We start from the raw sequence: 25,166 nt of genomic DNA, 5'->3' as shown, positions 1-25,166 counted from the left end.
CTGAAAATTTTTGGTAATCAGCCAGGAGGAAACAACCTAAAGCGTAAGCTGCTATGGAAATACTTTCAATCTGCTTTAGGTATACTCTTGTTTTCCAGATGTCTTTTGGCGTTGAATTTAAACACATATATTTTGTCTTTTGTCAATGCCATAAATTTCCCTTTGTTTGAAGAGCATTCATCGCTTAAGACCTTAATGATGACCTGCACCGTCGTAATCTTTAGCTTAGTTAGCGAATGTGACATAAAAATGTCACCTCCAGTTAGACACTGTTCTAATAGACCCATCCAAAAATTTGTAACCAAGTATACACAAGGGTTTGAGACTTGTCCTTGCATCCTTCGTTTAAAACATAGCAATCAGGGTTTCATACGGTTGCTGATAGTTTAGAGCAGAAAAATTCACAACCAAAGCCCCAAGGATGCGAATCAAGTAAGGTACAGATTTATGTGCGTCCGTCTGCGTTTATCTGCGGTTAATTCTTTCTTTTTATACTTCACCTAGGCCGGAAACGCTATATTACAGGCTATTGATTAATTGTTTGATCCTCGTCATTCGCCAAATTGTCAGCAGATTTCTCTGTTCGTTGCTCATCAGAAACAATCACAAACTCAGTCTCTCTATGAGATTTATCACCCCATTGATCCAAAACATCTTTAATCAACACTTCCTGCACCCAAATCTTAGCGACAACAGTCAGGGGTAGTGCCAGAAACAAGCCTAAAAAGCCAAAGAAGGTAACAAAAAACAGCTGGGAGATTAACGTGACAGCTGGTAGCAGCGACACTTGATGCGCCATGACGATAGGTGTGATGAAATTGCTCTCAATCTGCTGAATGACAAAGTAGAGAAGCAACACAGCGACAGATTTCCAGGGAGCATCCAAAAGAGCGATCGCCATTGCTGGAATCACACTCATTGTAGGACCAAGGTTGGGAATCAAGTTTAAAAATCCCGCCAAAACCCCCAAAGCCAGCGCTGAACGTACGCGCAAAATTGATAAGCCAATTAAACTCATCAGTCCCACGACACTCATAGCAATGAAAGCGCCAGTTATCCATCCCTCCAAAGAGACCTCGCATTTATCCAAAATGCCATCTACTCGCTGTCGATAGAACGAGGGAAACAGCCGCACAAATACCTTTCGGTAAGCTAAGGGGTCGGAGAGGAACATCCCTGTCAACACTAGCACCAACAAAGTCTTGAGGACAACTTCTAAAGAACCCGAGACAAAGGCGAATGAGCTTCCTACTGCACGATTGATAAAAGGCTGTGCTTGTTGAATCAAGCTATTCACGTTAGGTATATAAGGAGTGAGCTGGTCGGGAATGCGAGTTCTAAGTTGGTCAAGCCAATCATTAAACCGCTCTAAACCTTGGGGAACTTGTTTTGTGAGTGCTTGAAATTCAACCGCAAAAGGCGGAACAACTAGCCAGAAGAAACCTACAATTAAGGCTATGAAGATGGTCACTGACAAGAAGACAGCGATTCCACGCTTCACTCCTGAGCGCTGGAACCTTCGAGCCAGTCGGTTTAAGGTAGTCGCTAAGACAACTGCGGCAAATATCAGCAACAGGACTTCCCGAATCTGCCACAGGATGTACAAAGAAAGAACTATAGCGATTAAACCAATCCATTGACCTAGATTCACTAACTGACTCCTGGCGCGTGACACACTGCGATTTCTTCTTGATGCAGTTAGGTTAGCTGATTCTGGCAGTTCCGCCTAGACATTTTCTGTTAATTTTGCTGTCGTTGGAAGCGCCATAACAAAACACTTGTCATAATGATAGTCGGCAAAAAAACGATAATGAGGGCGTTGGTTGCTGTCGCTGGAATAGATAGACTCGGAAGAACGTACTTAATCAAGACCGAAATCCCAGCCGAGAGAAAAAACACTTTGAGAATAAATCCAAACTGATTTTGCATAGAAGTACGGCAATTCGCATTCATAGGGGGGGTAGATACGAAAGAGAAGTATATCTCTTACTCTTTAAAATAAATTCAAGCAGAGCAACACACAACACTCTGCTTGTACATCGCCATGATTCACTTGCCATCACTGCTGCTATTTCTGGTGTTGTTACTGCTACTACCTTTTCTTGGGTTTGTTATAGCACTAGACGTGGTGGGAATTGCAGTGAAAAAATTAGGGTTCTCCCCCTCTATCGCGATTTTATTATTTACACTGGGGATATTAACCAGTACTATCAATATCCCTTTGTACCGCACTAAATCTTTGGTTTATTCGCTCTTTTATTAACTCTTAAGTTAGTGGTTAGTAGAACAATGTAGAGACGTGTCATAGCACGTCCCTACAAACCATGGCGCTTCTCAACAAGTTTTTCAATTTAAGCATGAGGTAACATCAAAAAATGCCAGTTGAAACTAATAATAATAAACGCCCAATCAAACCGCCAAGAATACGGCAGTTTGGGGGTAGCTTGCTCATTCTGTTGACCCTTCTTTTTCTCCTGAACGCAATTGTTCCCAGCTTTTTTGGTCCTAGACTGACGCAAGTTCCCTACAGCGATTTTATTGCTCAGGTACAAGCAGGTAAAGTAGATAGGGCTGTTGTGGGCAGCGATCGCATTGAGTATTCCGTCAAAACCCAAACCCCGGACGGTAAGCCTGGTGAACAAGTTTTCGAGACCACACCAATCGCAATTGATCTGGATTTACCCAAAATTCTCCGCGACAATAATGTAGAATTTGCCGCACCACCGCCAAACCAAAATGGTTGGATTAGTACTCTTTTAAGCTGGGTTGTACCACCATTAATTTTCTTTGGTATTTGGGGCTTTTTGCTCAATCGCGGTGGCGGTGGTCCCGCAGCACTAACGGTGGGTAAAAGTAAAGCACGGATCTACTCTGAAGGCAGCACAGGTGTAAAATTTATTGATGTTGCTGGCGTAGATGAGGCAAAAGCCGAACTGGAAGAAATTGTTGACTTTCTTAAAAGTGCTGATAAATATACCCGCCTGGGGGCAAAAATTCCTAAAGGTGTGTTGGTGGTAGGACCTCCAGGAACAGGTAAAACACTCCTAGCCAAGGCAATTGCGGGTGAAGCTAGTGTTCCCTTCTTCAGCATCTCTGGTTCCGAATTTATCGAACTATTTGTTGGTGTCGGTGCTGCAAGAGTCCGCGATTTATTCGAGCAAGCAAAACAACAAGCTCCCTGTATCGTCTTTATCGATGAGTTAGACGCACTGGGTAAGTCTCGCGGCGGTGCTGGTGGGTTTGTAGGTGGTAACGATGAACGGGAACAAACCCTCAACCAATTACTCACCGAAATGGATGGCTTTGATGCTAACACTGGTGTCATTATTATCGCCGCCACCAACCGTCCTGAAGTGCTCGACCCAGCATTGCGCCGTCCTGGTCGCTTTGACCGTCAAGTCGTTGTGGATCGACCTGACAAAATTGGTCGCGAAGCCATTCTTAAAGTTCATGCCAGAAATGTCAAATTGGCTGAGGATGTGGACTTGGGAATGATTGGTATTAGAACACCTGGGTTTGCTGGCGCAGATTTAGCCAACCTTGTCAACGAAGCTGCACTGCTTGCGGCACGTCAAAATCAGCAAGCAGTGACAATGGCAGATTTTAACGAAGCCATTGAGCGCGTTGTTGCTGGTTTGGAAAAACGCTCTCGTGTCCTCAATGAAACTGAGAAAAAGACTGTAGCTTACCACGAAGTTGGTCACGCTATTATTGGTGCTTTGATGCCAGGAGCTGGTAAAGTCGAGAAAATCTCGGTTGTCCCTCGTGGCGTTGGTGCTTTGGGTTACACAATTCAAATGCCAGAAGAAGACCGCTTCTTGATGATAGAAGATGAAATTCGCGGTCGCATCGCTACCTTGTTGGGTGGACGTTCCGCAGAAGAAACAGTTTTTGGCAAAGTGTCCACAGGTGCGAGTGACGATATTCAGAAAGCGACTGACCTCGCAGAACGCTATGTTACTCTGTACGGTATGAGCGATAAACTTGGTCCTGTGGCATTTGAAAAAATCCAACAGCAATTTCTCGAAGGTTACGGGAACCCGCGTCGTTCAATTAGTCCTAAAGTAGCAGAAGAAATTGACCGCGAGGTGAAGCAGATAGTGGACAATGCCCACCACATTGCTTTAACTATTCTGCATGAAAACCGCGAGCTACTGGAGCAAACTGCAGAGGAACTTTTGCAGAAGGAAATTCTTGAAGGTACACAACTGCGCGAACATCTTAAGCAAGCCAAAGCACCAGATGAACTGGCTGAATGGTTGCGGACAGGTAAGATATCCGAAGATAAGCCCTTGATGCAAAGTTTGCTGGTGTAGGGATTTTAACCGCAGATGGACGCAGATGGACGCAGATAATTGTTAGTTGCATCTTTGAATTTGAATTGGTAGCGATCGCACTTTCAGGAAGGCGATCGCTTTTTTTCTATTCTAAATTTTTAAAGTTTCGCTGTAGTTAGTGAAGTGAGTTTCATAAATTTTCTCCAAATTCGTCGCCACATAGTATCCCGCCATCCTGACCAAGCTGTCATATCAAGATATTGAAAGAACAAATTTTTTTTAGGGTGTTTACATTCCGCTTTCAATCCTGCAAACCAGGGTTTAGGAGAATTAGTATAGTGAATAATGCAAGGATTGTGAACCAGTTCATTATAGACTTCTTGTGCGAAGGGACTGTCTTGCCATGATGGATAGTCATATACTTTTGGCATCAGATTCCATTTAGGGTGAAGTTCTCCCCATTGACCTGCAAGCACTGCGTTTAAACCATCTTGATCGTTCCGCACATATTCTCTATTTTGTTTTACATATTCGATGACTTTTTTCCCTATACTATCATCTCGCCATTTTTTAAATAACCATCTCAATTTTCTGATACACTCAAGGCAACATATCTGTCTGCGTTCTCCCGTGTTGTTCAGATTACTGTTGAAGAATTTGTTTTTTCTCCAAAGTAATTTCAAAGCTAATATAATCATCTTTTGTGGCTAGGATTTTGCATTTTAGTAGTAAATATGAAAGTTTCTGTGATATTGTTAAAATCATTTACCACATTCGTATTTTACGAGTCATAGTCAGCTTTTAGTAACTATTAAACACCAGCAATGATAGGACTAGAAAAAGTATTGGTCAGTATTGGGCACGGAAGTTTTCCACCCTAAAGTCATTTTATTGAGGTTCATTTCTCAATTAGATTTGTGTTAAAAGCTTCATGTTTTGAATTGAGTTTTAAGTAAATAGACTGGGTTAAATCTGGTTTCCCAAAGCTGCTAAGTGGCTTTTTTAAAGTATTGTTTACTAGGCAAACTCTATTTACTTATCTAACTGATCACTAGTGGATGGAAATAGTTGCCTGGTGATAATTTAGGCTATTTTCCTAGAAAAACAATAGAAGTCAGTTAAGAGAATTAGAAGCTTTTAACCACCTTAATTGAGAACAAGCCAGGTATTTTAGCATTTCTTTATTAAGAGAAATCAGGAATTCGTAAATCTTACTTGTGAGCTAGAAGCACCATGTCCAGTCAGAATTAAAGTCATATTCAAGCTGCTCCTGGCTGTGCAAGCTCACAAAATACAAAGGTGGTGTAAATAGGTTTGTTCTGTGTAGTTTGCTGTTTCCTAATTTGAAGAGTGAAGTGGAGGATAACTTGAACAAAAAATTACAACGAGAATGGTTCTCCAATATCAAAGCAGACGTATTGGCAGGTACTTTAGTCGGGTTAGCACTCATTCCAGAGGCACTCTCCTTTTCCATCATTGCAGGTGTAGATCCGAAAGTGGGGCTATATGCCTCCTTCTGCATCGCTGTGGTGACAGCTTTTGTGGGTGGACGACCTGGTTTAATCTCAGCTGCTACGGGTGCAATGGCGCTGGTGCTGGTTACGTTGGTAAAACAACACGGACTGGAATATTTGTTTGCGGCGACCATTTTGACTGGTGTCATCCAGATCATTTTTGGCAGGCTCAAGTTGGGTCAAAAGATGAAGTATGTCCCCCGAGCAGTCATGATAGGCTTTGTCAATGCCCTAGCAATTTTAATCTTCATGGCGCAGTTACCGCAATTGGTGGGTGTTCCCTGGCAAGTCTATCCAATGTTAGCGGGAGGTCTTGCCATCATCTATATATTGCCTCGGTTTACTAAAGTCGTACCATCACCATTAGTTGCCATCATTGTTATTACAGCCATTTCCATTGTGGGCGGTATCGATGTTCCTACCGTTGGCGATATGGGTGAGTTACCGACAGCTTTGCCGATGTTGAGAATTCCTCAAGTCCCCCTGAACTTTGAGACATTCCAGATCATATTTCCCTACGCATTCACCTTGTCTATTGTGGGTTTGCTAGAGTCATTGTTGACAGCATCACTGCTTGACGAACTGACGGATACTCCTAGTGACAAGAACAGAGAAGCTCAGGGTCAGGGAATTGCCAATATCGTCACCGGGTTCTTTGGAGGAATGGCAGGTTGCGCCATGATTGGTCAGTCAGTGATTAATATTAAGTCTGGTGGACGCACTCGTCTTTCCACTTTGTGTGCAGGTGTTCTCTTACTGTTCTTCATTTTAGTGTTAGGCAGCTGGGTAAAGCAGATACCGATGGCAGCTCTGGTGGCGGTGATGATTATGGTTTGCATCGGTACTTTTAGTTGGTCTTCGCTTCAGACTTTACACCTAGTGCCCAGAAGTGAAACTGCCGTTATGGTGACAACGGTTTTCGCTACCGTATTGAGCCACAACTTGGCAGTTGGAGTTGGGGTGGGTGTGGTTCTCAGTACAGTCTTCTTTTCACGCAAAATTGCGAAAGTTGTCTTTGTTGACTCAGTTCTTGGTCACAATAACACCTACCGCATCTATAGTGTTGCCGGACAATTGTTCTTTTTATCAGTGGACGACTTTCTCGCGGCGTTTAATTTTAAGGAAGACTTAGAGCGCGTCAAAATTGATTTAACCCATGCCCATATTTGGGATCAGGCAGCGGTTGCAGCTATTGATAAGGTAGTGATTAAGTTTCGCCGAAATGGTGCAGAGGTAGACTTAATGGGGCTAAATGAAGCGAGTGCCTCATTGCTAGAGAAACTAGCAGTTCACAACAAGTCAGAAGGTTTGGACAACTTAGCTAGCCACTAAATTATCTTCGGTGCTGTTGGCAACTATTCTTAGCCAGGATGGCAACGGTTTCGCTTTTCCTTTGAAAGGAAATCTCGTGCAAAGACGCAAAATTACTAACGGAATTTGTCGCAGATGTAGCAGATAGTTTATCGGTTCCTTGTCTTACATAACTCATCCGTTACATCCGTGACTTATCCGTTGCCTAACTCCGCTGCCAAATTTTAATTGTCTTATCTAAACTCCCACTGACCAAAAGTTCCCCCGAAGCAGTAAAAGCCAATGCTGTGACCGTATGTGTATGACCTGTAAACGTACCCAGCAATTCTCCTGTTTCTAAATGCCACAATTTAATCGTTTTATCTGCACTGCTACTGGCGATCATTTGTCCATTAGGACTCAATGTAATAGCATACACTCCATCCGTATGTCCGTTGAGCGTGTTCAGCAATTCTCCTGTTTCTAAATGCCACAATTTAATTGTTTTATCCCGACTGCCACTGACTAAAATCTTGCCATCTAGACTAACAGCCAAAGAACAAACAATATGAGAATGACCTGTAAACGAGTGCAGCAACTGGGGAAGGAAAGGTATTAGAGCTTCTTGTTGTGAGATACGCCAGACTTTGATTTTGCGGTAACTCCCTGTGACTAAAGTTTGCCCGTCTGGACTCAAAGCAAGTGAATGAGCAGCGGTATCATCTAAGGATAGAGCGGTGGCTACTTGACGCTGCGTCAAGTCCCAAAACATAATTTTTCTATCATCTCCCCCAGTCGCCAACATCCGTCCATCTGGGGTAAAGGCAACGCAGCGCACCATCCCATTATGCTTGTGCAAAATATCAATCAAATCTTGTGCGCCTACGTGCCAAAGTTTAATTGTGGAATCTGCACCAGCACTGACTAAAGTTTGCCCGTCGGGACTGAAAGCAAGGGAATTGACTTCATCGACTAGCCCCGATAAAATCCAAGGTTGTTCTGATAATGTCCCGATTAACTCACCCTTGGTCAAATCCCACAGCTTGGTCTCCCCACGACTACCACTTGCTACCAGAGCAGAGGCGTCACCGTTGTTACCCCTTTGACTGAAGGCTAGGCAATTAATTCCTCTCGTGTGCCCTTTCAAAGTTTGCCAGCATTCCCAATCACCTACTACTGGCTTAAGCGGATGTTCTGGTGGCAGAGTCTGAGCTGTCTGTGTCATCACAATCTCAGTCAAGACTCGTCGTGTCTCTTTTTTAGTATTAAGTGATTCTAAATACCAACTCAATCCCCCTGCATATAATAAATGACTCGGAGTCATGTGCAGTTTTGGCTCACTAAATTCAATTTGATTTGTGGGTAAAAACCCAGCAATAATCGCTTGTTTTTCGTAACCTTTTTGACCAGTAGATGGATAAAACAAACAGAGGAAAATTAAGACTTGGTGATTTTTCAAATCCTCTTGTGTGACAGACCATCTAACTTTGTCTTTCTTGAGACTGTTAAAACTTTCTCCATCAGCAGCGTAAACTTGAAGACTAACTTTCGGGTTACTTGCAAGCAAGTAGGAAAACTTGCTTTCGCCCCGTAAAATGCCCTCATCATCCAGAACCATGTTGTTCAAGGTGTCTTGTGGCACTTTTTTAACCTGCTTGCCCAAGCGATCGCTCATCACTCGGTCAACAATTTGCTCTCGTAATAGATAATCTTCCGCTTGCTGTTGGAAATATATTGGAAAAGGGATCGCCCAGTCAGGAGGGTCAGGATATTCAGGCGGTGTAGGAGGGGGATTTTTGGCGAGAATTTCTGCGTGTTGGCGAGCAATCTCCAGCAGTTTTGCCAATGGTTCGCCCCAAAATGCCATAATTTCACTGTGGCAGCCTTTGACTTGACTTTCCAGCAAAGATAAATCGTAGGTCTTAAGTTTTTTTAGTCGTTGAAGAAAATCAGCTTGTTGAGCTTTTAGTAAGCTAATCCAATCCATTTGCATTCCTGCGGCGCAGTGTTGCATACTTACGTTAAGTCATGCCAAGGCAATTGCTCAAGTCAGTGTATCAACTTTAGTTATTTAAGAAGCCAGTTACCTTAGTAGTTAATGTAACACAACCTTTTATGTGGATAGACACCAATTGACCTGCCCTGGGGCATGGTCAAGAAGTGGTAACACGAGCTAGTTTGCCTTGAGAAAATTTAAGATGATAAAGGAAGATTTTAACCAACTTGGAGCATAAGATACTGTTTCAGGAGACGCAGTTTTACCTGGAATGTGATCAAATTTTATAAAATCTGAGAATCTAAGTTCTGTGTTCTTCTCAGATTTTCCACCACCCAGCGCTAACATAACGCTAAAGTTTTCTTGTACTTACGTGTTGATATCGTGGAGTGCAAGGTGCAAGAGATGAGAAATGTTAAATTAGAAGCATGGAAAGAAAAAGTGCTCACAAATTATCTTGATGGTATACGCCTCATAAAGATTCCCGCTTCTCGCAAAAAACGCTTGGTCGTACTCAGATGGTTAGTTAGAAAATTTGAAAAAGAGGTGACTTACACCGAACATCAAGTTAACGAAATTATTCCTCATCATCACTCTGACTACGCGACATTACGACGGGAACTTATTGGTTATCAGCTTATGGAGCGAGAAAATGGTTTTTACTGGCGATGACCCGCAGCCTTGTGGAAGCCCGAAACAGAAATTATGAAGCAGACTGAGTTGTAGGCAACAATGCTACATTTCACGTTGCGTTCGTACTCTTTAAGAGAAAATTAAGCGACATTTGTCAGGGAGGGGCGTATGGCATGGATCTATCTTTTGATTGCTGGTTTATTTGAAGTTGGATGGGCAATTAGTCTCAAGTATGCACAGGGGTTTACTAGACTCGGTTCTAGTGTCGCTACGATCGCCTTTGGGATACTGAGTTTTGCCTTGTTATCCATTGCTCTGCGTACGCTACCAGTTGGTACTGCGTACACTGTCTGGACAGGTATAGGAGCCGTTGGTACAGTTGTGTTGGGTATAGTTTTATTTCAAGAACCTATTGAAGTGCGCCGCCTGAGTTGCATCGCCTTGATTATCATAGGTGTGGTAGGGCTAAGGCTTGTCTCTCCACACTAACCTTAATATGTGAAATTTTCTACCACAAGTGAGAGCCGCAGAAACCTGGGATCTGCAACCATTGCGATGGAGAGATAGAGAGTAATTCATGCAGATTCATACACCAGATTGGGTTAAACACGCTGTTTTCTACCAAATCTTTCCAGATCGGTTTGCCATCAGCAAACAACCACGGAAACGGCTTTTACGTAATGCTCGTTGGGAAGATTGGGAAGCTATGCCCACACTTCAAGGTTACAAGGGTGGAGATTTGTGGGGCATTATCGAGCAGTTAGACTACATACAGGATCTGGGAATTAATGCCATTTACTTTACGCCTATCTTTCAATCGGCTAGCAATCACCGCTACCATACCCATGATTATTATCAGGTTGATCCGATGCTGGGGGGTAATCCGGCTTTTAAGGAATTGCTAGACGCAGCTCATCAACGCAACATCAAAGTTGTTCTGGATGGGGTGTTTAACCACGCCAGTCGGGGATTTTTCTTTTTTCACGACATTCTGGAAAATGGTCCCCATTCACCTTGGGTGGATTGGTTTAAAATTCATGAGTGGCCCGTTTCACCTTATAATGGTGAGTTTCCCGCCAATTATGAGGGCTGGGGTGGAAATCGCGCACTGCCGGTATTTAACCACGACAAGCCAGAAGTGCGGGAATATATTATGGAAATTGCCGAATATTGGATTAAATTCGGCATTGACGGTTGGCGGTTGGATGTACCGTTTGAAATTCAAACTCCTGGTTTTTGGCAAGAGTTCCGTCAGCGAGTCAAAGCGATTAATCCTGATGCTTATATTGTCGGTGAAGTTTGGGGAGATTCCCGTCAATGGTTGGATGGGACTCAATTTGACGGGGTGATGAATTATCTGTTTGCAGGACCAACTATTGCTTTTACCGCAGGCGATCGCGTAGTCATGGAACAAGTACAAAGCCGCGACTACCAACCATATCCACCGTTGTTTGCAGTTGAGTATGCTGAAAAAATGCAACAACTCCTGCAACTTTACCCTTGGGAAATTCAGCTGACTCAATTAAATTTGCTAGCCAGTCACGATACAGCAAGGTTACTGACTATTGCTGGGGATGATAAAGCAAGTGTGGTATTAGCAACTTTACTGCTACTTACCTTTCCTGGTGCCGCTAGTATCTACTATGGTGATGAAGTTGGTTTACCAGGCGCTTTAGATCCAGACTCTCGTCGTGGTTTTCCTCTAGAAGCTGGATGGGATAGGAATATTCTCAAAACTCACCGCGAATTAATTGCCATACGCCACGCTTATCCATGCTTGCGTACAGGTGAGTACAAAGTCCTGTATGCTCAAGCAGGACTTTACATTTTTGCCCGAATTTTGGGAAGGGAAGAATTGATTGTTGCAGTTAATGTTGGTACTGCACCGGCAAAAGGGATTGTTGATACCACAAGTTTAAGCACTCAACCAAACAATCTGTTATACGGCGCTGCTGAAGTGGAGTGGAGTGTCGAGGGAGGGTCTAACCAACTCATTTTAAATGTTCCTCCACGTACTGGCTGCATTCTAGGTGTAAGGTAAGCTAACAGATCGCATATCACATTTAAAGAATCTATGGGGTGGGTCGGAAAACCTGCCCTTGCTATTTTAAGGCAGGCAGGATGTCAGCCCCACAAGAATTTGAATGTACAATACCTACTTTCCAGCAACCATTGCAGGCATCAACACTGCATCAATAACGTGGATGACACCATTGTCGGTAAGAATGTCGGTTGTGAGGACATTGGCGTCATTCACTTTCACTTTGCCATTAGCAGAATCAATTGCGACAATTGATCCCTCTAGTGTTTCCGCATGGTCAATTTGGATCAAATCGTCAGACCTGACATCTCCGTTAGCGACATGATACATCAGAATTTTCTTCAATTTAGGGATGTCTTGCAGTAATGAATCTAAAGTTCCTGGTGGAAGCTTGGCAAATGCCTCATCGGTGGGTGCAAAAACCGTATAGGAACCTGGAGTTTTCAGAATTTCTACGAGTTCGGCAGCTTCAACAGCTTTTATCAGCGTGTTAAACTTTCCGGCATTGACAGCAGTTTCAACAAGGTCAGGCATAATAAGTTGACTTAGGGTAATACTACAAAATACTTATAGAGTGACAAAAAACTATCAGCCTCTATCAATAGAGAGGTTGCTAGCAAATCAACAGGCGCAACAGGCGGCAGTAAACACGTTGGTGCTGCTAAACTGAATCCCATGCGTACCTCCTCTATGAAGCACTTTTGACCACACCCCCCCCATTTACTGCATAAGTGTATTTGTAATTTAATTATCTATATTATGGTTTATTTAGTTGACCATTTACAAGTTGTTTAGTTTATGCGTTCCCGCCAAGGTATTATCGAGCTATTTACGACTTTCTTACAATTCGACGCAGATAGGGTAATTGGTTGGGCTACTGATGCTAAACTGCGTCGAAATATACTCAATCATAACGCGCGTTTATCAGAACCAGAAAATTCTGAGAATTTTTGGGTTTGCTATTGGTATAAACTATGGCAAATTCAAGCAGAAAATCTGGCACGAGGGCATTTGTCAGCTTATTTACAAGAAGTGTGCTATTGGACGGCTAACAAAACAGTTGCTAATTTTTCTTCTGGACAATACACTTTAGCTGACTGCTTTCAAATGGTAGTAACTAGCACAGATAAGGTTTTGAAAAAGTTTAAACCCGAGATGGGTTTTAACCTTAAGAATTACGCCAGTGCGATTTTTAGCAGCGAAATTAAGGAAATGCTGCGCCAGCAGAACGAAGTTGATATTTGCACCAATTGGCGATTGTTGCGAAGGTTGACTCAAAAGCGGTTAATGGAGTCTTTACAAAATGTTGGACTGAATGCGGACACGATAGAACGTTATGTATTAGCTTGGAAATGCTACCAGTCTCTATATGCTCCTAAGGTTCCTACTGGTACTCGCAAACTGGCAAGACCAGATGATGCTGTATGGCACGCGATCGCTCAGCTTTACAATTTTCAACGCAACACTCAATTGTCACAACCAGGGGCAGAGTGCAGTCCAGAAACAATAGAAAAATGGCTGGTAAGTTGTGCGAAAGCTTGCCGCACTTATTTGCACCCTAATATGACTTCCTTAAATGCGCCAAGAGGAGATGATAATTCTGGGGAGTTTCAAGATATTCTACCGCAACTTAAGCAAGAATCGTTACTAACAGAAATTATTGCTCAAGAAGAAGTGCTTGAGAGACACTCAAAGCAATCTCAAATCAGTACTGTGTTAATTGCAGCTTTGAACGAACTGGAGGTTGAGGCGCAAGAGATAATAAAACTTTATTATAGTAAGGGTTTCACTCAACAACAGATTGCAAAACAATTAGGAGTGAAGCAGTACACTGTTTCTCGTCGGCTCACCAAGTCTAAAGACGTGTTATTGCTTAAGCTAGCTACCTGGACTAAAGAATCGTTGCATATTTCACTAAATTCCCAGGTACTTAACTATATAAACACTATTTTAGAGGAATGGTTACAAGCTTACTATAGCCGTCCCTCTTTTAAATTGGAGCAACAATTATGACATTTAACCCAGGCGCAGTGACACTAACAAATCCTACAGATTTGTGGCTAGAAATTTCTGAAGCCGAACAAACAAAGACTTGGGAGCAAAGCCAAGCTTTTTCATCGGACAATCGTCGTTGGACTGCTTACCTCAACCGCTTGTGTTTGAATACTTTTTTACCTTGGCTACGCGAAGAATACGCTGTAGATGCGACTGCTTTTCCTTCTCTAAAAGCTCATCCAAGTATTTGGGAAGTCGTGAATGGTACTGGTATTTCCTTTGGAACGTCACGAATGGTATTAATCCCCACAGAGGCGGTTGATTTAAGCGAACTACGCGTTCCTCAAGAATGGGTGGATATTCCTAGCTGGAGTGCTGATTATTATTTAGCAGTGCAAGTTAATTTAGAAGAGGGCTGCATTCGGGTTTGGGGGTATACAACCCACGCGCAACTCAAGAGTATGGGAACATATGATGCAAGCGATCGCGCTTATTCTTTAGATGCAGAGGATTTAATTTCTAATTTGAATATCCTGTCGATGACACATCAAATATGTCCAGAAGAAGTGACTCGCCTTGAAACTGCCCCAATACCAGCTTTATCTTCCGACCAAGCACAAAGCTTGCTCCAGCGCTTAGGCAATTCCAGACTTATATTACCACGCATAGCAGTACCATTTCAAATCTGGGGAGCGCTCTTAGAACATGCAGGCTGGAGACAACGTTTGTACGAACAACGTCAAGGACAGCAACAACAATGGTCAATTCGTCAATGGATGCAAAGTGGTGTATCAGATTTTGCACAAAAATTTGGTTGGGGAAGTGTAGATTTACAGTCTAGTTTTGCTGGAGCGCGAGGTTCGGAGGTAGAATCAACCTTGCCACACTTAGTACGAAAATTAACAATTTCTGGACAACAATACGAACTGCGGGTGCAACCTAAAGGCAATATTGAAGATAACATATGGCGCTTTGAACTACGGAGTCAAACAGGCAATTTGATCGAGAGTGGATTTAAATTGAGACTTCTGACTGAAGATTTACAGCCATTTGCAGGTAATCAAGCGCAAGCCAAAACTCCTGTAAACAGGCTTTACATTGAAGTCGCTTTGAATGAGCCTGGAGAAGGGTTGGTGTGGCAGATAGAACCGAGTCCAGAAGAGTATGAATGCGAAGTCTTGTATTTTTGATGAGCTAAAAGGAGTTGCTGAATAACAACTAAAAATAACAACTATATGGTTTTTTATGGTTTTCTTTCTTTTTCTTTCTTTAGCCGCGCGATGGAGGTGTTAAGGTTACGCATTACAACGTTAGTGAAACACGTCTTGCTGGCGTGCTTTAAGTTTACATAAGTAACGGCGATATGCAGCTTTAGCCGTATGTATAATTTTGAATCTCTAACCCTATACTATAAAAATAGTATTAATACTCAAATAAGAACTTAAAAATGATTGCAGAAATAAATCCAGGAACTTTAATTAATAATCGTTATCTGGTTCAGAAAATTCTTGGACAAGGGGGGTTCGGACGAACTTACCTAGCATCTGATACTCAGCGCTTTCATGAAGCCTGTGTTCTCAAAGAGTTTGTACCTGCAACCACAAAAGAAGATATTATCCGTAAATCTAGGGAGCTATTTGAGCGCGAAGCAAAAGTTTTATACCAAATCCAGCATCCTCAAATTCCCAAATTTCTGGCTTGGTTGACAGAAAACCAGCGGCTGTTTATCGTCCAGGAATATATTGATGGCAAAAATTATGCACAAATTTTATCCGAACGTCTTTCAGTAAAAGGTAAGCCATTTTCCGAAACTGAAGTGAGAGCATGGCTAGTAGATATGTTGCCAGTTTTGGAATATATCCACGAGCGTAACATTATTCACCGGGATATTTCACTGGAAAATATTATGACCCATAATCAATCTAAACCCGTGCTGATTGATTTTGGGGTGGTTAAGGAGAAATTCACTCAGATATTATCAGCCCAATCTCCATACCAGTACTCAATTCAAGGTTCAGTAGTGGGGAAAATTGGCTACTCTCCACCAGAACAGCTGCGTTTAGGACAGTGCTACCCTTCTAGTGATATCTACGCACTTGCTGTTTCTGCAGTTGTCCTTTTGACTGCGAAAATGCCACATATGTTAATAGATGGTTCTCTAAACTGGCAATGGCGATCGTATGTCAATATCAGTGACTCTTTAGCTCGCATACTGGAAAAAATGCTAGCTGAAGTACCAACAGAGCGCTACCAGTCAGCAAAAGAAGTTCTTGTTGAACTTACTAGTAATAATATTACTACTACTACTACTAATATTACTAATAACAATAACAATAATAAATCATTTTCATTTGGTGGTCTAATTTCGAGCCTGTTCCCAAAAAAACCACAAATTAACTCTAACATTACATACGAACAGCAAAAGCAAAAAGTACTTCCAAATAAAGATTTAGAAGATTTGCTAATTTTAGAGGAACTAGAACAAAAGCTTCAAGAAAGTGAACAAAATACGGAACTACACCCACAAACACCTATCTCTGTCAATCCAGAGTTTTTAGAGTTTGTTGGGCAAGAATTGACTAGTTTTGTTGGTCCTTTCGCCAGTGTTTTGATGAAACATACTTTAGAGAAAAGTCCACACATACCACGCAAAGAATTCATTGAAACGCTAGCTGAGTCAATACCTGATGCACAACGGGCACAAGAGTTTAAAAGTCGCCTCCAAGCTCCTGTTAAACCTCACTCCCCAAAGCTTCAAATTTTTACCAACTCAGACAAATTTATTGGAAATCAACCTGCCATTAGCAATCCAGAGTTTTTAGAACAATGTCGGCGAGAACTGACTAGTTTTGTTGGACCTGTTGCTAGCGTAATTCTCGAACATACTTTAAATCAACAGCCAAATCTCACTCTAAACCAACTTATAGACAACTTGGTGGCAGAAATTCCTAACCAGCAAAGGGCACAAGAATTTAAAGAACGCGTCCACAAATTAAATATTACTTAATAAATTAAATAAGGATTTTCGACACAACAAGCGATTGGTTAACCTGAAGTTCGCCTTTGACAAATCGGTCAATCAGGTGTGGTTTCTTGAGGGTGAGCCATATCACGTTTGCACCAATTACTAGAGTTTAGAGTAGAGCACAGTGGCAAAGACGCACATCGTTTCAAAAAAAAGATGCGTTTGCTCTAGATTGGTGCTGCATAATCATCGTTTTCTGCCGGTAATGAAGTAATAGTTAATCGATAACAGGTTAATTGAAGGCAGACAAAAACACATCAAGATAATTGAAATAATGCAGGTTTGTGAATAAAAATTAGTAATTTATTCTCACTCTCTGAGTAGAGCATTTTTTGATTTTAGCATTTTTTTGTTACCTGATTGAGGCAAATTTATCGCTCAAACCTCAAGAATTAATTTTGTCCATATTCACAACATGAGCATTTCCCAAAAATCACATTGTTATAGGAGATAATTTTCGTGAAATCATTGCCTAGCAAAATCAACATTAAAAACGAAAACCGCATACAGATTGATGCCAATCTTCTCATCATCGTTTCTATATCGTTAATAGCAATTAGTGGTGTAGTCGCTATTAATCCTATTTTACCAAACATCGCAAATTCGCTCAATATTGCACCACAAAAAATCGGACTGATAATGACAACTTTTCTGATGCCAACTACGTTTGGAACTCTAATTTTTGGAGCATTAGCCGACCGTATTGGCAGAAAGAAAATCCTCATTCCTTCTCTGCTACTGTTTGGGATTGGCGGAATATTATGCGCCTTCGCCAATAATTTTCGCAGTTTACTGGAGTGGCGGTTTTTGACAGGTGTCGGTGCTGCTAGTTTAGAGTCTTTAGAACTCACTCTTATCAGCGATTTATATAGTGGTAAAATGCTCACCAGTGCAATGGGGTTCAACGCCGCAATGATTGGCATTGCTGCTACAATTTATCCTCTGGTTGGTGGAGTATTAGGGGGGTTGAGTTGGCGATATCCGTTTTTACTATCGATATTAGCCTTTCCAGTTGCATTGTTGATTTCAAAGAAGCTGAAGCTAGCGAGCAAGCAAAAGAACACCTTGAATTTGAATCTTACTAGCTATCTCAAAGATACCTATGACAATATTAAGAATCCCCAAGTGTTTGGATTACTGTTTGCAGTCTTTTCCCTCTTCGTAATTGAGTTAGGTACTTTCTATACCTATATCCCTATCTTTGCAGGAAATTATCTTGGTGCATCTGGAGCAGAAATTGGTATTATTATTTGCTGTGAATCACTAGTTTTTTCTTTTGCTGCTTCCCAGTTGGGGTTTTTGGCAAATCGGCTTTCAGAAAAAAGCTTAATTCTATTGGGCTTTATTCTCTGCGGTTTGTCACTACTGATTATGCCTACAATTCATACCATTTGGGGGCTGATAATTCCCTGTATTATATTTGGTGTATCTAAAGCCTTGGCTTTTCCACCTTTACAAGCAATGTTAGCAGGAATTGCCCCAGAAGGCTTTCGGGCTTCTTTTATGGCGCTAAATGTTACAGTTCAATCACTTGGGAGAGCGCTTGGTCCGTTATTGACAGGTATTGCTTACAGTGCTTGGGGAATGCAAGGAGTCTTTTATGCAAGTGCTGCTCTTACCATCATCACAGTTATAGTGTTTGGTTCGCTGCTGACTTCCAAAAAATTGAGAGCCTTAAACAACTAGATTTGTAAAATTAATTTTCAGGATGAAAGGTTTTCATAGTTGTTAGGGCCGAGAAAAATATAACTCCTCGACCCTTTTGGAATAAAAATAATTTGATGGAATTTTCACTTCTAACGCTACTTAATGGGTTTCCCCATTCTCAACGCAAAGCTTCAATTAGTGGCCGGTCTGAACCCCCACTAACTGCACATAGCTGCCCTCTGCCTTTGTTCAAAGATTCTTTGGAACACAGGGCTTAAAGATAACTTATAGCGGTTTGCAATTGGGTGAGGTACACAAAGAAATAATGAACCACAGATGGACAACGGACACTTGCTACAACGGGGGGCTTCGGGGTCCCCACGGAGTGGGGTTGGGGGGAGACCCCCCTCCGGATTCGCCAGTCGCCTGGGTGCGGGAAACCCCTATGGCTGACGCCACGCCTTACGGCGAACGGGTATGCCTGAGCCTTCGGCACGGCTGCGCCGAACGGCACGCCTGACGGCGTTGGCGTAGCCTGTCCGCAGGACTTACGCCAGTTGCCTAGGTCGGGAAACCCTCCTTCAGCACTGGTCTCACCGCAACGCAGTGTCCTCCAGATGCACACAGATAAATTTGTACTTCATTCAGATGAGAAGCGCTGTAACAACCGAACTAACACCTTGGGAGTTACCAGCCAAAGCATCGAGTAAGCTGATATAACTCTATAGTCCAATAGTGATGCAACACTGAATGAATTATGTCAAAAGCTCAACGAAAAATATAGCGTGCAAGTCAGTTCAAGTACCATGTGTCGTTTCTGACGCCACTAGCAACATATGAAAGAAACACATTTATTTCGGAATCCTCCAATCCTTACTCGATAAGGGTTTTAGAATGTGTTTCTTGAGAGATAAGGAACTATCTCTTTCCTTGACTTTTTTTTCGCTTTTATTGAGATAATAAGGGCTGATACACTTTTTTACCTTAAACTCTTTTTTTGAAAGAGTTTAGAGTAATTTTTATTTATTCAGAAAAATTAGATTTCTAACAAAAAAAACAGCAAGATGCAGAAGAAAATATTGTCTATGAATTCCTCTTTTGCTACCAATATTCCCCAGAAGTTTTTAACAAAAACTATTGTAAAAGGAGCAAGTCTGCTCACTTTGTCATTGTTAGCTATATATCCAGCAAATGCAGAAACGTCTGTTTCTCTTCCTGGTGTCGCAGCTTCTGGAAACAATCTTCACGCACAAGGGAGCACACCTTCCAAAAGCCAGGTCACTAATGTCAATCAGCTTAGTGATGTCCAACCGACTGATTGGGTATTTCAGGCATTGCAGTCACTGGTAGAACGGTATGGTTGTATTGCAGGGTATCCTAACGGAACCTTTCGCGGGAGTCGGGCGATGACCCGTTATGAGTTTGCAGCTGGGTTAAATGCTTGCTTAAACCGTATCAATGAATTGATTGCACAAGCCACAACAGATTTGGTGAGCAAAGAAGACTTAGCAACTTTGCAGAGGCTTGAGCAAGAGTTCACGCCTGAACTGGCAACTTTACGAGGTAGGGTAGATGCTCTAGAAGCACATACAGCTCAACTGCAAGCCAATCAGTTCTCCACAACGACCAAGCTCACTGGTCAGGCTATTATTTCCGTGAATGCTGGTGGGTTTAGTGGCGATCGCATTGTTGACGCCACTGGACAAAACGTACTTGCTAACTCAGACCCCAATCCGACAGTGTTATATAGAGTAAGTCTAGATTTCGACACTAGCTTCAGAGGAGATGATCTGCTAAAAATACGCCTTGACGCTGGAAGCGGTGTTGATTTAAACAATCGAAGTGATGGCACGATTGATAATGCTGCTGGTTTGTTGGAGCCTTTTTTTGGTAGTCCCATAGACTATTCAAGCGAGCCACCTACAAACAATGATATTACTATAGGCAGAGTGTTTTACAGTTTCAAACCTACTTCCGACTTAACGGTCTCTATCGGTCCAGACATTCGGGCAACTGATTACGCTGATTACAACAGTTATGCTAATCTGAGTTTTTTGGATTTTAGTACTCAGGCATTTGTAAATAATCTTCTTATCTTCCCGGTTGACGGTCCTGCTACTGGGGCTGCAATTCACTGGAAACCAGGTAATGGAGCATTCTCTGTACGAGCATTGTACGCTGCGGCAGACGCTAACAACCCTGGGGACAACGGACTGCTCATTGGTTCTGCATCGTTCACAGGGTTACTCTACCCGGATTTAAGAAATTCCAACATAGTTAGCAACCGAGGCTTATTCGGAGATACCTATCAAGGTACAGTGGAAGTAGAATATGCTCCCTCTCGATCATTCACGTTGCGCTTGCAATACAGTGGCGGTGAAGTCATAGACAATCGCTTTGATGCGCTTGGGGTAAATGTTGAACTAGCCCTTGGACAAAAGTTTGGTATTTTTGGTCGCTACGGTTACGGTAGCTACAATGACACCGCCTTTGGCGACATTAACCCCAATTACTGGATGGCGGGGATTGGGATGCGAGACTTGTTTACACAGGGTGCTTTAGCAGGAATTGCCGTTGGTCAGCCATTTATTGCAAGTGAAATCGGCAATTCAACTCAGACTAACTTCGAGGTATTTTATAACTATCCATTCACTCGAAATATCCAAGTCACACCAACAATTCAAGTGATTAACAATGCTGGAAATCAAGAAAGCAACGGCACAATTGTGACAGGTACACTCCGTACGGTATTTTCCTTTTAGCTTAATCGGACAACTGGTTCGGCTGATGTGTTGGAAGCTTTAAGCGTTAATCTCCAAGCTAACACCGAAAAAGCTCAAGCCGCTTTGGAGACAATTGGCATAACTTTTCTGTTTGCACCAGATTGGCATCCCGCCCTCAAGGCGATCGCTCCATTGCGAAAAACGCTACCTTGAAAGGGCGACTTATCTACTATGTTTTATTTCAAATTGTTAAGTTATGTAAAAATTAGTGGAATCTGTCAAAATAAAACTGACTTATAAATAGGGGTAAAAACTTTTGATTTCAACACGGACAAAGTGTATGCTATTAGCAAAAAAAGTGCATGATAATTTTTTTTAAATTATTATAACACAATAATTTGCTATTTTTCAGTGAAAGGGAAAACAATTTTTTTGAAGCTAGTGATTCAAGCCCTAACGAATTTAGCTAAACAGACTCAGGTTGAATTATCAAAGTTAATTTTAGGATTAAGTAGTAAATATGTCCCCGATAGGCGTTGGTTCTAGTGACTCGACTACTATATTAAAAACAGGAGAAGCCAAGCTTTGGATTTTATTGGTAGGTGTTAACGAATACCAAGATGAAAGCTTGCCTTCTTTGCGCTACCCAGCCTTAGATTGTCAAGGCTTAGGAGAAGCACTTAGCAAAGCTACCCAAAGATTTCCTAATAAGGAAGTTATTGTTCACCACGATTTTGCGACAAAACCTCCTACTTTGGAAATGATTCGTGGGAGCTTGCAAAAAATTGTTTCGCAATCTCAATCTCAGGACTCGATCCTGTTATACTTTTCAGGGCATGGAATGTTAGAGCCGAATACTCAGCAGGCTGTTCTATGTTTGGCAGATACCCGCAAAGATGACTTGCTCTGTTCAGGGTTGGGTATGCAAGAACTGTTACAAATCTTAGGGGCTACTCGCGCCAACCAACAGTTAGTTTGTTTAGACACCTGTCATAGCGGTGACATGAGATTAGTAGAGAACAGTGGGAGAGCTAGAGATGCAACTATCCCTGAGACTTTACCCAATCCCACAACACAAATGATGGATGTGTTGAGACAACGTGCTTCTCAAAGTAAGGGATTTTGCGCCTTACTATCTTGCGATCAAGGACAAAAATCTTGGGAGTTTCCAGAATTAGGACATGGAGTATTCACCTACTATTTAATGCGGGGACTGTTGGGTGAAGCAGCTGATTCACATGGACTCATTGAAGCAGACGGGCTTTACAAATATGTTTACCGCCAAACTCTGCAATATATTAATAAATTAAATCAGCAACTGCGTCTAATTAATCAGCAAAAGCTCAACCGTGGAGATAGTAAACTTCATCCAGAATATCCCTTACAGACACCTAAACGAATTGTAGAAGGAGTAGGAGAATTAATTGTTGGATTCAAGCCAGCAAAAGCTGAAACTCACAAGTCGCGACGTGCAGTTGTAATTGATGGACTCTCAAACAAGAAAACGACTAATGATTTGAGTCGATTGTTTGCTGGGGCTGGCGGTTTTGAGGTAGAATTTTTTCCTCAAAAAGGCAAAAATTGGTCAGAGGTACGGGGAATAATCCAAGAACTTACTCGTTGGGATCATGAATCAGAAATAAAATCTCCCTCACAATTGGGGGCGGTAAGAGATACACCAACATCCTTATTGTACTTACGCGGGCAGATCGAAGAAATTGAAGATGGAGAAGCCTGGTTAATTTTAGGTGATGGAATGCGCTTGAGCCGTTCTTGCTTAAGACAAGAGTTACGCCGCGCTCAAAAAACTCAACAAATAATTATCTTAGATTTAATTATCTCAGATTCTTCGGAAGCGACTTCCCTAGAGAATTGGATAGAAGATTTGCAAAGTGGCGCAGAGCAGGGACAATGTTTAATAGTCGCTGCAACGCCTGCCGAAAAGTCAGAATTATTTTCCGAAACGCTTCTAGAAACCCTTGTAGCAGCAAATCCGCAAGCCGGATTACCTGTTGCTAAATGGATGACTCAATTACAACAGCTTTTGCAAGCCAAAGGTATCAAACTCCATACCTGGGTATCTGGTACACAAGCAGTCATTGATATTTTACCTGGTAATATTGGCACAGTTTTCCAAGATTTAGAGGAACTAGAGGAACCTCAGATTCAGGAAAACAAACAGGAAGACAAGGAAATTTTACTTTCCCAAGAAATTAACAATGTATTTCCATCTCTTTCTGCTCCCTTGTCTTTACACCAGTCACAAAAGAAGGAATCTTCTTTATCTGGTGATGTTCCTGTTTCAGCAATCAAACAACCTCAACTCAATTTCTTCTTAGACTCAGAACAATATACCAGCCTGGAACAGTTGCTAAAGCAATCGATAGGACCGATCGCGCCTACAATATTACGAAAAGCTGTTCTACAGGCAGCAAATTGCCAAGAATTAGTGGAAAGTATAGCGGCTTACTTATCGCCACTCCGACAAGAAGAATTTCACAAACGGGCGAGCACTATATTAGAAACATTGAATGTTTCATCTCCCCAATCAGCTAAATCGTCAACACAGGAAAATCAAATCATCGATGCCAAATTTATCAGTAAATGCGAGCGTGAGTTGGCTTATTCAGTTGGTCCGATCGCTAATTTGATCATTAAAAAGGTTTTGCAATCTCACCCACAAATTTCCTTAGCAGAATTTGTCAGAAAGTTGGCAAAGGAAATTCCCGAAACAAAACTGGCTATAGAGTTTGAGCGGCGTCTGCTTGGTTAAATAAAACTCAATACCGTTCAGATAAGACCAAAACAGTTATCAGCACGGCAATGTAGAGACGCGCCATGGCGCGTCTCTACACCTCACCGAATCTCACCAAAAATCCTTAACTGAACCGTATTGAAATAAAACTGGGTATTACAGCGCTTTTTCAAATTATTGGACCACAAATCATAAAGAAAAAAAAGCCGATTTCTTATGCAAAATCTGCTTTCTAAATATAAGCTGACGGATTAAAATATTATTCCAATCCATCTACTTCTGATTCTTGTTTAACATATTAAAAGCAATTTCTAAACTATACTTCATCCGATTGAAAGCTTCTGCTAAATCCCCAATTTCATCTTTAGATTGTTTCCCAAAATCGGCATTCATATCACCAACGCTAACTTGTTCTGCCACAGTTGCAATTTTTTTAATACGCAATAGTACAGTCTTTCTCAACAACTGATTCATGATAATAACGATGGCTGTAAAAATAATTCCGACAATTGCTAGGACAAGAAGCAATGACTGATTAGCAGTTTTTAAAATGTCTTCAGCCGGAACATAAACCATTTGGGCTCCCAGAACTTGATTGAGCTTCCATCCAAAACCATTGTCTTTTCCGTAAGTCGCTATTTGACTTTTTGGAGCTAATTCGGGAGTGGTATGACAACGAAGACAACTCTTGTCCTGAATAGCAAAAGGTCGGGCGCTATAAAACAATTTTTCTCCAGACATAGTCCGGAAACCAGAGTCGCTTTTATTACCAGGTTCTTTACGAAATCGTTCAACAATCTCAGCTTCAAATTCGTCAGCTTTATCTCGCAGATTTGTTGGATTCAGAGTGGCATCTTTGTATAAAAAATTCCCATATTCTTTGTTTTTACGAAATTTTTCAAACACCTCTCTAACGGTAAATGATGGTATGGATTCTGGAATGAACTGCTCTTGAGTGTCCACTTTTGGCAACAATAAGGGTTGTACACGCTCGTTGGTATAATCTCTAACCGAATTGGCGATTTGCATGAGAATCAAGGCTTTAGAACTTACCTCATCCTGTGCTTTTGTTTGAAGTACATTTGATAAAGCGATACCACTAATGAAAATACCGCTGATAAAAACCATTATTAAAATTAGATTAACTTTAGTTCCTATTTTCATGATTTTTTTGCTGAATATACACCTGTTATATATAAATGGCAGACAATCAATCAAAATCTAATTTCATATATTATAAGATTTTCCTAAATTTTTACCTAATTATTAT

The 25,166-nt window shown here is 41.7% G+C and carries 18 protein-coding genes and 1 pseudogene; 12 read left to right on the top strand and 7 right to left on the bottom strand.

From position 1 onward, the window contains the following. Positions 1–526 precede the first annotated feature (526 nt). The gene (locus tag MAS10914_RS0121525; RefSeq protein ID WP_017318015.1) at positions 527–1,651 is read right to left on the bottom strand and encodes an AI-2E family transporter; all 1,125 of its coding nucleotides are present in this window, start codon (positions 1,649–1,651) and stop codon (positions 527–529) included. An 89-nt stretch (positions 1,652–1,740) separates the two neighbouring features. Beyond that, the gene (locus tag MAS10914_RS0121520) at positions 1,741–1,929 is read right to left on the bottom strand and encodes a hypothetical protein (protein ID WP_026082722.1); all 189 of its coding nucleotides are present in this window, start codon (positions 1,927–1,929) and stop codon (positions 1,741–1,743) included. Between the two features lie 446 nt (positions 1,930–2,375). Here MAS10914_RS0121520 and ftsH point away from each other — a divergent pair, with 446 nt between their 5' ends. Next, positions 2,376–4,316, top strand: a complete 1,941-nt coding sequence (gene ftsH / locus MAS10914_RS0121510; protein ID WP_017318012.1) for an ATP-dependent zinc metalloprotease FtsH — start codon at positions 2,376–2,378, stop codon at positions 4,314–4,316. Positions 4,317–4,435: 119 nt separating this feature from the next. Here ftsH and MAS10914_RS30745 read toward each other — a convergent pair whose 3' ends face one another. Then, entirely contained in the window at positions 4,436–4,975 is a 540-nt protein-coding gene (locus MAS10914_RS30745; RefSeq protein WP_017318011.1) for a glycosyltransferase family 8 protein, read from the bottom strand. Positions 4,976–5,644: 669 nt separating this feature from the next. On the opposite strand from MAS10914_RS30745, the gene MAS10914_RS0121500 reads away from it, so the two are divergent. Beyond that, entirely contained in the window at positions 5,645–7,123 is a 1,479-nt protein-coding gene (locus MAS10914_RS0121500; protein WP_033366352.1) for a SulP family inorganic anion transporter, read from the top strand. Between the two features lie 184 nt (positions 7,124–7,307). Here MAS10914_RS0121500 and MAS10914_RS0121495 read toward each other — a convergent pair whose 3' ends face one another. Further along, complete coding sequence (locus tag MAS10914_RS0121495; protein WP_026082721.1) at positions 7,308–9,068, bottom strand: WD40 repeat domain-containing protein; 1,761 nt, start codon at positions 9,066–9,068, stop codon at positions 7,308–7,310. Positions 9,069–9,254: 186 nt separating this feature from the next. Then, positions 9,255–9,425, bottom strand: coding sequence for a hypothetical protein (locus tag MAS10914_RS35785; RefSeq protein ID WP_017318008.1), 171 nt, complete (start codon positions 9,423–9,425; stop codon positions 9,255–9,257). Positions 9,426–9,482: 57 nt separating this feature from the next. Between MAS10914_RS35785 and MAS10914_RS0121485 the strand changes: the two genes are divergently transcribed. The 3 genes from MAS10914_RS0121485 (at position 9,483) to MAS10914_RS0121475 (ending at position 11,751) form a co-directional block, all read left to right on the top strand. Beyond that, on the top strand, positions 9,483–9,749 hold the full coding sequence (locus MAS10914_RS0121485) for a DUF2087 domain-containing protein (protein WP_017318007.1): 267 nt from the start codon (positions 9,483–9,485) through the stop codon (positions 9,747–9,749). A gap of 129 nt (positions 9,750–9,878) precedes the next feature. Then, a complete protein-coding gene (locus MAS10914_RS0121480; RefSeq protein WP_017318006.1) occupies positions 9,879–10,199 on the top strand; it encodes a DMT family transporter in 321 nt (106 codons plus the stop codon). A gap of 88 nt (positions 10,200–10,287) precedes the next feature. Further along, positions 10,288–11,751 carry a glycoside hydrolase family 13 protein gene (locus MAS10914_RS0121475; RefSeq protein ID WP_017318005.1) on the top strand — a complete coding sequence of 488 codons (1,464 nt, stop codon included), beginning with the start codon at positions 10,288–10,290 and terminating at the stop codon, positions 11,749–11,751. Positions 11,752–11,865: 114 nt separating this feature from the next. Here MAS10914_RS0121475 and MAS10914_RS0121470 read toward each other — a convergent pair whose 3' ends face one another. After that, on the bottom strand, positions 11,866–12,285 hold the full coding sequence (locus MAS10914_RS0121470; RefSeq protein ID WP_017318004.1) for a fasciclin domain-containing protein: 420 nt from the start codon (positions 12,283–12,285) through the stop codon (positions 11,866–11,868). 264 nt (positions 12,286–12,549) lie between these two features. Between MAS10914_RS0121470 and MAS10914_RS0121460 the strand changes: the two genes are divergently transcribed. The 7 genes and pseudogenes from MAS10914_RS0121460 (at position 12,550) to MAS10914_RS0121430 (ending at position 23,914) form a co-directional block, all read left to right on the top strand. Next, positions 12,550–13,764: a sigma-70 family RNA polymerase sigma factor gene (locus tag MAS10914_RS0121460; protein ID WP_017318002.1), complete on the top strand. Its 1,215-nt coding sequence runs from the start codon at positions 12,550–12,552 to the stop codon at positions 13,762–13,764. Continuing rightward, positions 13,761–14,936: a DUF1822 family protein gene (locus MAS10914_RS0121455; protein ID WP_017318001.1), complete on the top strand. Its 1,176-nt coding sequence runs from the start codon at positions 13,761–13,763 to the stop codon at positions 14,934–14,936. The genes MAS10914_RS0121460 and MAS10914_RS0121455 overlap by 4 nt, the downstream gene beginning before the upstream one ends. A 257-nt stretch (positions 14,937–15,193) precedes the next feature. Beyond that, on the top strand, positions 15,194–16,753 hold the full coding sequence (locus tag MAS10914_RS0121450; protein WP_017318000.1) for a serine/threonine-protein kinase: 1,560 nt from the start codon (positions 15,194–15,196) through the stop codon (positions 16,751–16,753). Between the two features lie 477 nt (positions 16,754–17,230). Continuing rightward, the gene (locus tag MAS10914_RS0121445; RefSeq protein WP_017317999.1) at positions 17,231–18,457 is read left to right on the top strand and encodes an MFS transporter; all 1,227 of its coding nucleotides are present in this window, start codon (positions 17,231–17,233) and stop codon (positions 18,455–18,457) included. Positions 18,458–19,503: 1,046 nt separating this feature from the next. After that, positions 19,504–21,180, top strand: a complete 1,677-nt coding sequence (locus tag MAS10914_RS0121440; protein ID WP_017317998.1) for an iron uptake porin — start codon at positions 19,504–19,506, stop codon at positions 21,178–21,180. A gap of 12 nt (positions 21,181–21,192) precedes the next feature. Further along, a pseudogene (locus MAS10914_RS33090) lies at positions 21,193–21,348 on the top strand (anthranilate phosphoribosyltransferase); the annotation flags it as partial. A 313-nt stretch (positions 21,349–21,661) separates the two neighbouring features. Beyond that, positions 21,662–23,914: a caspase family protein gene (locus tag MAS10914_RS0121430; RefSeq protein WP_017317996.1), complete on the top strand. Its 2,253-nt coding sequence runs from the start codon at positions 21,662–21,664 to the stop codon at positions 23,912–23,914. 255 nt (positions 23,915–24,169) lie between these two features. Here the strand turns inward: MAS10914_RS0121430 and MAS10914_RS0121425 are convergent, their stop codons facing one another. After that, on the bottom strand, positions 24,170–25,060 hold the full coding sequence (locus tag MAS10914_RS0121425) for a c-type heme family protein (protein WP_017317995.1): 891 nt from the start codon (positions 25,058–25,060) through the stop codon (positions 24,170–24,172). Positions 25,061–25,166 lie beyond the last annotated feature (106 nt).

Source organism: Mastigocladopsis repens PCC 10914 (genome assembly GCF_000315565.1).
Taxonomy (GTDB): domain Bacteria; phylum Cyanobacteriota; class Cyanobacteriia; order Cyanobacteriales; family Nostocaceae; genus Mastigocladopsis; species Mastigocladopsis repens.
This window is presented reverse-complemented; position numbering and strand designations above follow the sequence as displayed.